The sequence below is a fragment of the Streptococcus sp. FSL R7-0248 genome (genome assembly GCF_037967965.1).
GTDB lineage: Bacteria > Bacillota > Bacilli > Lactobacillales > Streptococcaceae > Streptococcus.
Map to the genome: position 1 here is coordinate 253180 of NZ_CP150201.1, position 11516 is coordinate 264695.

Genomic DNA, 11516 nt, shown 5'->3' on the forward strand with positions numbered 1-11516 from the left:
ATGACACAAGCATACGATGGCTTTGTCCATCTTGGATTTTCAAACCGAAATGGTCGTACAATTTCCCACAAGAAATACCAAGAAGGCAACTCTCGAGTATCGGCGGATAATTCAGATGCCAACGGTGTTCCTTACTATTTCCTCATTAATATGGGTGGGGGATTTGTCGAGGGTGAGCAGTATCAAGTGACCATTGATGTTAATAAAGATGCTCATGCCTTGGTAACAACCCAAACACCTACCTATGTTTACAAGTGTGAGAAAGGACAGTTGACACATCAGAATACGTCCATCACACTTGAAGAAAATAGCTATTTGGAGTACATGGCTGATGAAGTCATTCCCTATTTAAAATCACGCTATTTCCAAACAAGTCGTATTGATATGGATAAGTCTGCCCACTTGATTTATTCAGATGGTGTGACGGCAGGTTGGTCTCATGAGGATTTGCCGTTTCAATACCATTATTTTCGTAATTTGACACAAATCTACCAAGATGATGAGCTTGTTTATAGCGATCAGACCCTCTTAGAGCCTCAGAAACAAGATATGTTTAAACTTGGTTATTTTGAAGGCTGGCGTAATTATAATAGTTTGGTAATGGTGTCACCAAATATTGACGAGGCTTTTGTTAAGGCTTTGCAGAAGCACTTAGAAAATCTGAATTTAGAGTCTGATTTTGCTATTTCATCCTTAGATATCCCGGGTCTGGTGTTACGTATCTTAGGAAAAACTGCTGAGGATAATCGTCGCGTCATTTATTCTTGTGCAGACTATTTTAGACAAGAAATACATGGATTAACCCCTTTGAATTTGAGAAAAAATGATATGAGGAGATAAAAAATGCATATTCCTGAAAATTACTTAAGCCCTATGACTTGTGCGGCAATGGGGGCAGTTATGTTGCCTATTTGGTATAAGGCTGTCAAGGAAGTGAAGGTAAAGGTTGACACTGATAAAAAAACGATTCCTATGTTGGGAATCGGGACTTCCTTGTCCTTCCTTATCATGATGTTTAATCTTCCAGCCCCAGGTGGAACGAGTGCCCATGCTGTTGGGGCAGTGCTAATTGCTATATTATTAGGACCTTGGGCCTCCTGTTTAGCAGTTAGTGTGGCTCTAGCTATGCAGGCTTTGCTATTTGGTGATGGTGGGATTTTGGCCTTTGGTGCGAATGCCTTTTGTATGGCTGTTGTCATGCCATTTGTGGGTTATGCTGTTTATAAACTCTTGAATAAGTGGACGAAGAACAGGATAATTGCTAGCTTTTTTGGAGGTTATATTGGAATTGTAGTTGCGGCCCTAACTGTTGCGGTTTTACTAGGAATTCAACCGATTCTCTTTAAAGATAGCAGTGGTAATCCGCTTTACAATCCATACCCTTTGAGAGTGACGCTTCCAGTAATGGGCTTGACTCACCTGCTTATCGGCTTGGTAGAAGGATTTTTCACAGCCGGTGTTCAAGAATTCATTGAACGTTTGAATATTGATAATACTCAGGAAATAACGACTAAAAAACTACGTCCTTTATTGCTCTTTATCCTAGCCTTAATTATCCTAACGCCACTTGGTTTATTGGCGACGGGAACAGCTTTTGCAGAATGGGATGTCAAAGAGTTGGTAGAAAAATTGTCTCATTACCATGTGGAAGCCCAAGCGCCAAAAGGAATGTTGAATGGTTTTTCATTCAATGCCCTCTTCCCAGATTATAGTATCGCAGGCATTCCAGAAGTTTTGGGTTATATCCTGAGCGCTGCCTCTGCTGTTTTGATTTTCTTCATCCTCTATCGCTTGATTTTCGGTAGAAAGGTTGAAAAATGATTCTGCCAGATTGGATGTCGGAAGAGCGCCCAGTAGTCACTAAAGTCGGTAGAAATAACTTTCTTATCCGGAATCGTCACCATCTGGAAGCTCTTCTTCAAAAGTTTGAAACGCATCCTTTAAAAGTAGCATCAGTTTTTCATCCAACAGCTAAGGTTTTACTTCTCTTTTTCTTACTTGTTTCAGTGGGAATTAGCCGAAATCTCACAGTTTTGTGGATTGTAGCCTTGTTTTTAGGAGCTGGCGTGGCTTTTTTACCGCATTCTGTTTTAGTAAGAACTTTGAAAAAAACTGTAGTGTTGTTGATCTTCCCTTTAGTTCTTTATCTACCGCATCTCTTACTTAGCGGAGGTCAATCGCTCTTTCTTTTTAGACTTCCTTTGATTGCTGTAGCCATTGCTTATTATTCAGAAACGAGTACAATAAGTGAGATGTTGGCGGCATTAAAAGGATTGCATTTTCCTGATCTTGTTCTGCTCCAGTTAGATATCACCATAAAATATATTGATGTCTTTGGAAAACAATTGATGGATTTGCTCAAAGGGATTGAAGCGCGAAGTTTTGGTGGCAATCATCGTTTCCGGATTGGAAGTAATATCTGGGGAATTTTATACCTTAAAGCCATACGCTATGGTGAGGAACTGACTCAAGCCATGGAAGCACGTTGCTTTGTTGGTGAGTATGTCAAGTCATCACAGTCATTCACATGGAAAGACTGGCTGGCCTTGATAAGTCTAGTAGCAGTGATTTTAGGACAGATTCTGTTAGGAGGATGAGATGTTTCAATTGAATCAAGTGGCCTGTGCCTATGAACAAAAAAAGGTCTTTACTGGTCTTGATTTGGAGATTAGACAAGGACAATATGTGATGTTGATGGGGGAAAATGGGACTGGGAAATCAAGTCTTATCAGTTTATTAACTGGCTTCAAGCAGGAAGAATCTGGACGTATTCTTTTCTTAGGGAAGGACCTCAAAGAATGGTTGAAGGACAAACGTCAAAAACGAGATTTTTATAGCCGCCTCGGAATCCTCTTTCAGGATGTGGATAGTCAATTATTTAATAGTACTGTCTATGATGAGATTGCTTTTGGTCCTCGTCAGCTAGGTCTGACCGAAGAAGAGGTCTCACAGCGGGTCCAAGACACACTGTCCCTGCTTAAAATTGAAGATTTAAGGGATCGCGTTCCCTATCAACTGTCTGGTGGAGAAAAGAAGAAAGTGGCCTTTGCCAGTATCATGGTAACGAATCCAGATGTGTATATTCTTGATGAACCCTTCAATAATCTTTCTAAAGAATATGAAGAATTTTTTAGGGAACTTCTACATGAACTTCATTCAGCTGGGAAAACTATTATCATGTCTGCTCATCACTTTAAGCACCTTCATCATGAAAAGGCTGATGTTCTTCTTTTTGAAGATGGCAAGGCTGATTTCTTTCCTGCCCAGGAAGTGCTCAATAACCAGCAAGTGATTGAGCGTTTGTCACATTATTAATAAGGAGAAGTAGGAAATCGTTATTGGTTTTCTACTTTTTCTTTGTCAAACAATTGATATTTTTAGGTGATAGTATTTTCTTATCACCTTGATTATGTTTAAGTATTAGTTAAGCTTAGTGAATTCTGTTACAATAAAAACAATCAATCTCAAAGGAGAATATTATGAAACTTAAAAAAATTCTTGGAATTACAGGTGTAGCCATTGCTTCAGTAGCTTTGCTTGCTGCATGTTCATCTAAATCATCAAAAGAAGCCTCTAAATCTTCAGGTGCTAAAGAAACAATTAACTTTGCCACAGTTGGGACAACAGCACCGTTCTCATATGAAGAAAACGGTGAGTTGACTGGTTACGATGTGGAAGTGGCCAAAGCAGTCTTCAAGGACTCTGACAAATATGAAGTGAAATTCCAAAAAACAGAATGGTCTTCAGTCTTCACAGGTCTTGACTCAGCTAAATACCAAATGGCTGGGAACAATATCTCTTATTCTGAAGAACGTGACCAAAAATACCTCTTCTCATATCCAATTGGTACCACACCAGCTGTTTTGACTGTTCCAAAAGATAGTAATATTAAGAAATATGATGATATTGCTGGACACTCAACGCAGGTTGTTCAAGGAACATCGACAGCTACTCAATTGACAGAGTTTAATGATAAACATTCAGACAAGCCAGTTGAACTTAACTACACAAATGAAAATATTACACAAATGTTGACAAGTTTGAATGAAGGCAAGTACGACTTCAAGATTTTTGATGCACCAACTGTTAATGCAATCATCAAAAACAATAAATTGAGCAACTTGAAGACGATTGAGCTTAAATCTGATCAACAACCATACATCTACTTCTTGTTCGCAGATAACCAAAAAGATCTTCAAAAATTTGTAAACAAACGCCTGGAAGAACTCCAAAAAGATGGTACTTTGGCTAAGTTGGCTGAAAAATTCCTTGGAAATAAAGATTATATTCCAACTAAAGACGCTTTGAAAGTTCCTAGTAAAAAATAATAAGGGAGGCTGGGAGTGATTCTCAGCTTTTTCATATAATTAAAATCTAGGACGCGTTATAGTTAAAAACTATAGAGATATACAATTATAAACAATTTGCTACAATTCTCAACCTATGGGATAATAATTTTACACTTAAAACAATTAAAGGGAGTTCGTTATGAAACTTAAAAAAATTCTTGGAATTACGGGATTGGCAGTCGCTTCAACAGTAGCTTTGGCTGCTTGTGGTGCTGGTGGTAATAAATCGGCTAAAGATGATAAAACTTTGACAGTTGGTATCATGACTTTGGATGATACAACTGAGCCATTGTGGGATAAAGTTAAAGAATTGGCTAAAGACAAGGGTGTTACTATCGAGTTGAAAGAGTTCACAGACTACAACCAACCAAATGAAGCCCTTAAAAACGGTGAAATCGATGTTAATGCTTTCCAACACATTTATTTCTTGAACAACTGGAACAAGGAAAATAAAGGTGATGTTGTTGCGGCAGCTGACACACTTCTTAGCCCAATCCACCTTTTCTCAGGTACTGAAAACGGAAAAGCTAAGTATAAAGATGTTAAAGAGCTTCCAGAAGGAGCTACAATCTCAGTACCTAACGATGGTACAAACGAAAGCCGTGCTTTGACACTTCTTCAAACAGCTGGTTTGATTAAGTTGGATGTTAAAGATGGTGAATTGGCAACTATCAAGAACATTTCTGAGAATCCAAAGAAATTGGATATCAAAGAAATCTCAGCTGAACAAGCTGCCCAAACTCTCTCATCAGTAGATGCAGCGGTTGTTAATAACTCATACGCACAACAACAAAACGTTAACTATGATACAACTCTCTTCCAAGAAGAACCAAGTCAAGATTTGAAAGATTGGGTTAACATCATTGCAGCTAATAAAGATTGGGAAAAATCAAATAAAGCTGATGCTATCAAGACTTTGATTAAAGCCTACCAAAACGATGAAGTAGCACAAATCATCTATGATGCATCTAACAAGGTTGACCTTCCAGCATGGAAAGGTGCCCCAACACAAGATCAATTGAAAGCTAATTCAAAGAAATAAGCTAAGGACAGAGGGCGTGTGAGAGCACGCCATTTTGTCGTGTATGAAGGAGACGATTTGATGGCATTTTCAAGTGAAGAAGAGCAGTTACGAAAATTTCGTAACGATGAAATTGCTCAGCACTATTTTGAAGTCCTGCGGACTTTGATTTCTAAAAAATCTATTTTTGCTCAAAATATTGGTCTCTATGATGTGGCTGCTTACCTTGGTGAGATTTTCTCTGGTGTTGGCGCAGAGGTGACAATTGACGAGACCTATACAGCACCTTTTGTCTTGGCGAAATTCAAGAGTCCAAATCCAGATGCGAAAACAATTATTTTCTATCAACACTATGATACGGTTCCTGCGGATAATGATCAGCCATGGACAGATGAACCTTTCCGTCTGACTGTTCGTAAGGGCTACATGTATGGTCGTGGTGTTGATGATGATAAGGGGCATATTACAGCTCGTCTGACAGCCCTTCGGAAATATATTCGAGAGGTTGGTGATCTTCCTGTAAATATTACGTTTATGATGGAAGGCGCTGAAGAATCAGCATCAACAGACCTTGAAAAATATTTAGAAAAATACCGAGATGACCTTCTTCCAGCAGACCTATTGGTTTGGGAACAAGGAAACCGAAATAGTAAAGGTCAATTGGAAATCACAGGTGGCAACAAGGGGATTATTACCTTTGACTTGTCTGTCGAGAGTGCTGATGTTGATATCCACTCTAAATTTGGTGCAGTGATTGAATCGGCGTCATGGTACTTGCTCAATGCTATCTCAAGCATGAGAGATGATCAGGGACGTATCCTTATCAACGGCATCTATGAAAAGATTGTCCAACCAAACGAACGAGAGATGAATCTTATCGAAACTTATGCCATTGAAAATGCAGACAGTCTTCGTAGGATTTACGGCTTAAAACTACCCATTTTAGAAAGTGACCGCCGAGCGTTCTTAAAAACTTACTATTTTGAGCCTGCTCTTTCTATTGAGGGAATTTCAACAGGTTATCAGGGGCAAGGGGTTAAGACCATCTTACCAGCTCAAGCCAGAGCTAAGATGGAGATGCGTTTGGTCCCTGGCTTGACACCTGAGTACGTTTTGGAGTGTATTAAGGCTCACCTCAAAAAAGAAGGATTTGACCGTATCAAGGTAACCTTCACTCTTGGTGAAGAAAGTTATCGAAGTGATATGTCTGATCCAGCTATTGTCAATGTTATTGAGTTAGCAAAAGGCTTTTATGAAGAAGGTGTCGCGGTCCTTCCAACAGCAGCAGGTACGGGGCCTATGCATATGATTTATCAGGCTTTGGGTGTTCCTATGGCAGCCTTTGGTATAGGGAATGCTAACAGTCGTGACCATGGTGGGGATGAAAATGTTAGTCTAGCAGATTACTACACCCACATTGAACTAATTAAGGAGTTAATTGCAAGTTATGAGTAATGTCATTATTGATTTGAAAAATATTGATATCACCTTTACGCAGAAACGCCGCACTATTCAAGCGGTTAAGGATGTGTCTATCCAGATTGAGAAAGGTGATATTTACGGAATTGTTGGTTATTCAGGGGCTGGTAAATCTACCCTTGTGCGTGCGATCAATCTTTTACAAGTGCCTACAGCTGGTAAAATCACTATCGGTAAAGATGTGACTTTTGCAGATGGTACGGTCCAGTTGTCGACAAAAGAATTGCGCCAGAAACGTCAAACGATTGGGATGATTTTCCAACACTTTAACCTTATGGCTCAAAAGACGGCTTATGAAAATGTAGCTTTTGCTCTTCGTCATTCTAAACTAAGCAATGAAGAGAAAGACAAAAAAATTCGTGGTCTTTTGGAATTGGTTGATTTGGCTGATCGTGCCGAAAACTATCCTGCACAGTTGTCAGGTGGTCAAAAACAACGTGTAGCGATTGCCCGTGCCTTGGCTAATGATCCTGAAATCTTGATTTCAGATGAGTCTACCTCAGCTCTTGACCCAAAAACAACTAAGCAGATCCTTTCACTTTTGCAGGATTTGAATAAAAAGCTTGGTTTGACAGTGGTTATGATCACCCACGAAATGCAAATTGTTAAAGACATTTGTAACCGTGTGGCTGTTATGCAAAATGGTCAACTTTTGGAAGAGGGCAGTGTTCTTGATATCTTCTCAAATCCACAAGAAGATTTGACACAAGAATTTATTGAAACTGCTGCAGGGATTGAAGATGCCTTGGCTAAGATTAATGCACAACCCGTAGTGAAAAACTTACCAAGCTCAGCCCTTCTCGTTCAACTTAAATATGCAGGTTCTTCAACAGATGAGCCACTCTTGACTGAAATTTTCAAAGATTACGGAGTTTCAAGTAACATCCTTTACGGTAACCTTGAAATTCTAGGTGATACACCTGTTGGTGAATTGGTCGTTGTATTGGATGGTGAGGCAGATAAGGTTCTTGCTGCTCAAAAAGCGATTGAAAATGCAGGTGTCAGCTTGCAAGTACTTAAGAAAGGAGCCCAATAATGGCAGATTGGATTCAACAAAACTTTCCAGATATTTATCGTATTGGTATGCAGGGGGTTAACTCTTGGCCAGACGCCATCTATGCGACTCTCTATATGACGGTTATTTCCTTCATCATTGGGGGGCTTCTTGGTCTTGTTATGGGGCTCTTCTTGGTATTGACAGGTCCTCGTGGAGTCATTGAAAATAAATTTGTTTTCCAAATCTTGGATAAAATCACTTCAATCTTCCGTGCCATTCCTTTCATCATCCTCTTGGCAATTTTGAAAGGCTTCACTTACTTTATCGTGGGGACTAACCTTGGTATGACAGCAGCCTTGGTTCCATTGTCAGCTGCGACTTTCCCATTCTTTGCACGTCAAGTACAGGTGGTACTTGCAGATCTTGACCGTGGCGTTATTGAAGCAGCACAAGCTAGTGGCGCAACACTTTGGGATACGATTAAGGTTTACCTTGGTGAAGGTCTACCTGAGTTGGTTCGTGTATCAACCGTAACTCTGATTTCCCTAGTCGGTGAAACTGCCATGGCCGGTGCTATCGGTGCCGGTGGTCTTGGTTACATCGCTATCTACTATGGATATAACCGTTCTAGTACCTCAGTTACCATTTTGGCAACTTTCTTGATTTTGATTTTGATTTTCCTTATCCAATTCTTGGGTGATTTCTTGACCCGTAAATTGAGTCATAAATAGGATTTGAGAGCCTGTTTGCTACAGGCTTTTCTCATGTCTTGACGATTTCAGATATTTATCATAGTATGGAAGCTATCGAATACTTTATGGTTGAGCTAACCATAAAAAGGAGTTAATGAGTAATGAAACGATTTATTTCAACTTGGAATAGGACCAGTCTAATCAAGCGTATTGCCATTGGTGTGGTAATTGGTGCTGTACTTGGTTTGCTTGTTCCTAAGTTTACGGTTATTGGTCTCTTAGGGGATATGTTTGTTGGTGGCTTGAAGGCAATTGCTCCACTCTTGGTCTTTGCCTTGGTTGCCAATGCCCTTTCTCAAACGCGAGAAGGGCAACAAAGCAACATGAAGACAGTTATTGTTCTTTATCTCTTTGGGACCTTTGCGGCAGCATTGACGGCTGTTATTTCTCACTATATTTTTCCAATTTCTCTGAAGTTGGGAGCAGCGGCAGCGACTAAAGCGACGGCACCTCAAGGTGTGGGAGAAGTCTTTAAAGATTTGTTGCTTAAGATGGTGGATAACCCTGTCAATGCCTTAGCTCAAGCCAACTACATTGGTGTTTTAGTATGGGCGGTTGTCTTTGGTTTCGCCATGCGAACAGCTAGCACTCACACGAAAGATTTGCTACATACCTTGGCAGAAGTGACTTCACAAATCGTTCGTTGGATTATTAACTTGGCACCATTTGGTATCCTTGGTCTTGTCTTTAATACTATTTCTGAGAATGGTGTTGGTGTTTTGGCGGATTATGGTGTCCTAATCCTTGTTTTAGTGGGAACAATGGCCTTTGTTGCCTTGGTTGTTAATCCTATCATTGCTTTTGTGATGATGGGAAAAAATCCTTTCCCACTGGTTTTCCGTTGTTTGAAAGACTCTGGGATTACAGCCTTCTTTACTCGCTCGTCAGCAGCTAATATTCCTGTTAACCTTCAGCTTTGTAAAGATCTTGGTTTAAATCCTGATACCTATTCAGTTTCTATTCCTTTGGGATCAACTATTAATATGGCTGGGGCAGCCGTGACAATCAATGTCTTAACTCTTGCTGCAGTAACGACTTTGGGAATTCAGGTCGATTTTGCGACAGCACTCATTCTTAGTGTGGTTTCAGCTATTTCTGCCTGTGGTGCCTCAGGTATTGCTGGAGGATCCCTTCTATTAGTGCCAGTAGCATGTAGTCTCTTTGGTATCTCAAATGATTTGGCCATGCAAGTTGTTGGTGTTGGCTTTATCGTAGGTGTCATCCAAGACTCTTGTGAAACAGCCCTTAACTCTTCAACAGACGTGCTTTTTACAGCAGTAGCGGAAAAGAGCCATTGGAAGAAAGTATAGATAATTGTATAAGGTCGGCCTATTTGGCTGGCTTTTTGATTTTGGAGAAAACATAGTCAAAGACTATAGCTAGCTCAAGAATCTATCATCTTTAAAAAGCCTATAAAATATGGTAAAATAAACCGTTCAAAGAGAAAAGGTGAGACATTTATGACTAATAATTTATTGGTGCTTCAATCAGACTTTGGTTTGGTTGACGGTGCTGTTTCGGCCATGATTGGTGTGGCTTTTCAAGAAGAACCAAGTTTGGGAGTTCATCACCTTACACATGATATTACTCCCTACAACACTTTTGAAGCTTCCTATCGTCTGTTTCAGACTGTCGAGTACTGGCCAAAGGGAACAACCTTTGTTTCGGTGGTTGATCCGGGTGTAGGCTCATCACGTAAAAGTGTGGTTGCCTTAACAAAGACGGGGCAATATATCGTCACACCAGATAACGGAACACTTTCTTATATCAAGAAGGATGTCGGTATCGTTGCTGTCCGTGAAATTTCAGAAGTTGAGAATCGTCGTAGTAATACGGAGCTATCTTATACCTTCCATGGTCGTGATGTTTATGCCTATACAGGTGCCAAATTAGCTTCTGGTCATATCAGTTTTGAAGAAGTAGGTCCTGAGTTACCTGTGGACAAAATTCTAGAGCTTCCAGTGGTTGAAACCATCATAGAGGATAATTTGGTTCGTGGTGCAATTGACATTTTGGACGTCCGTTTCGGCTCTCTTTGGACCTCTATCACACGTGATGACTTTTATGCCTTGGAACCAAACTTTGGTGATCGATTCGAGGTGACCATCTTTAACAATGATATGTTGGTCTACCAAAATCAAGTTACCTATGGGAAATCTTTTGCGGATGTTCGTATCGGTCAGCCAATTATTTATATTAATTCCCTCTATCGTGTTGGCTTAGCCATAAACCAGGGGTCTTTTGCCAAGGCCTATAATGTTGGTGTGGGGTCTAACTGGCACATTGAAATCAAACGTTTAGGAGATTAAAGTAAGATTATGAAAAATAATTCAATTCGTACAGTAGTTGCGACAGGTATTGGTGCAGCACTCTTTATTATCATTGGTATGTTTGTTAATATTCCTATTTTTGGGAATACCAGCATCCAACTTCAGTATGCTGTTCAAGCCCTATTCTCAGTGATTTTTGGGCCTATTACAGGTTTCTTTATGGGCTTTATTGGGCATGCGCTTAAAGATGGTATTCAATACGGAAATATCTCATGGGCTTGGGTGTTTGCAAGTGCCATTACAGGTCTTGTAATTGGTCTATTCAACAAAAAATATGATGTGACAACTGGCAAGTTTTCTTTGATGAGTATGATTTGGTTTAACCTAGCACAAGCATTGGCCCTCCTTATTGCCTATGGTATCGTTACCCCTATTGGTGATAGACTCCAATTCGCACAAGCCTGGTCATATCTTTATGCACAAAGTTTTGTAGCTGGCGTAGCTAACTTTATTACAATTGCAATCGGAGGAACCCTCCTTCTTGCAATCTATGCTGGCTCACGTACACAATCTGGTAGTCTTACCAAAGACTAGCATGAATCATAGGAGAGTGGGACTGTCAGTTTGCTTTGATACCTCCTCTCTTTT

12 protein-coding genes are annotated in these 11516 nt (G+C 40.0%); all 12 read left to right on the forward strand.

From position 1 onward, the window contains the following. The 12 genes from NYE32_RS01335 (at position 1) to NYE32_RS01390 (ending at position 11462) form a co-directional block, all read left to right on the forward strand. Positions 1 to 840 (forward strand): urease accessory protein UreD, encoded by an 840-nt coding sequence (locus tag NYE32_RS01335; RefSeq protein WP_037599000.1) that lies wholly within the window; start codon positions 1 to 3, stop codon positions 838 to 840. A 3-nt stretch (positions 841 to 843) separates the two neighbouring features. After that, positions 844 to 1821: a cobalt transporter CbiM gene (gene cbiM, locus NYE32_RS01340; RefSeq protein ID WP_013990045.1), complete on the forward strand. Its 978-nt coding sequence runs from the start codon at positions 844 to 846 to the stop codon at positions 1819 to 1821. Further along, complete coding sequence (locus tag NYE32_RS01345) at positions 1818 to 2597, forward strand: energy-coupling factor transporter transmembrane component T (RefSeq protein WP_014633608.1); 780 nt, start codon at positions 1818 to 1820, stop codon at positions 2595 to 2597. Before cbiM ends, NYE32_RS01345 begins: the two co-directional genes overlap by 4 nt. Position 2598: 1 nt before the next feature. Then, positions 2599 to 3315 (forward strand): ABC transporter ATP-binding protein, encoded by a 717-nt coding sequence (locus NYE32_RS01350; RefSeq protein ID WP_014633885.1) that lies wholly within the window; start codon positions 2599 to 2601, stop codon positions 3313 to 3315. A gap of 164 nt (positions 3316 to 3479) precedes the next feature. Then, positions 3480 to 4328, forward strand: coding sequence for an amino acid ABC transporter substrate-binding protein (locus tag NYE32_RS01355; RefSeq protein ID WP_014633606.1), 849 nt, complete (start codon positions 3480 to 3482; stop codon positions 4326 to 4328). 160 nt (positions 4329 to 4488) lie between these two features. Continuing rightward, a complete protein-coding gene (locus tag NYE32_RS01360; protein ID WP_014633605.1) occupies positions 4489 to 5391 on the forward strand; it encodes a MetQ/NlpA family ABC transporter substrate-binding protein in 903 nt (300 codons plus the stop codon). Positions 5392 to 5451: 60 nt separating this feature from the next. Next, positions 5452 to 6825, forward strand: a complete 1374-nt coding sequence (locus tag NYE32_RS01365; RefSeq protein ID WP_156685187.1) for a M20/M25/M40 family metallo-hydrolase — start codon at positions 5452 to 5454, stop codon at positions 6823 to 6825. Beyond that, positions 6818 to 7885 (forward strand): methionine ABC transporter ATP-binding protein, encoded by a 1068-nt coding sequence (locus tag NYE32_RS01370; protein ID WP_156685188.1) that lies wholly within the window; start codon positions 6818 to 6820, stop codon positions 7883 to 7885. The genes NYE32_RS01365 and NYE32_RS01370 overlap by 8 nt, the downstream gene beginning before the upstream one ends. Next, positions 7885 to 8577, forward strand: a complete 693-nt coding sequence (locus tag NYE32_RS01375; protein ID WP_002883771.1) for a methionine ABC transporter permease — start codon at positions 7885 to 7887, stop codon at positions 8575 to 8577. The genes NYE32_RS01370 and NYE32_RS01375 overlap by 1 nt, the downstream gene beginning before the upstream one ends. A gap of 122 nt (positions 8578 to 8699) precedes the next feature. Then, positions 8700 to 9908 carry a serine/threonine transporter SstT gene (gene sstT, locus NYE32_RS01380; RefSeq protein ID WP_156685189.1) on the forward strand — a complete coding sequence of 403 codons (1209 nt, stop codon included), beginning with the start codon at positions 8700 to 8702 and terminating at the stop codon, positions 9906 to 9908. A 150-nt stretch (positions 9909 to 10058) separates the two neighbouring features. Next, positions 10059 to 10907, forward strand: a complete 849-nt coding sequence (locus NYE32_RS01385; protein ID WP_037599009.1) for an S-adenosyl-l-methionine hydroxide adenosyltransferase family protein — start codon at positions 10059 to 10061, stop codon at positions 10905 to 10907. Positions 10908 to 10916: 9 nt separating this feature from the next. After that, entirely contained in the window at positions 10917 to 11462 is a 546-nt protein-coding gene (locus NYE32_RS01390; protein WP_002889953.1) for an ECF-type riboflavin transporter substrate-binding protein, read from the forward strand. Positions 11463 to 11516: the final 54 nt, after the last annotated feature.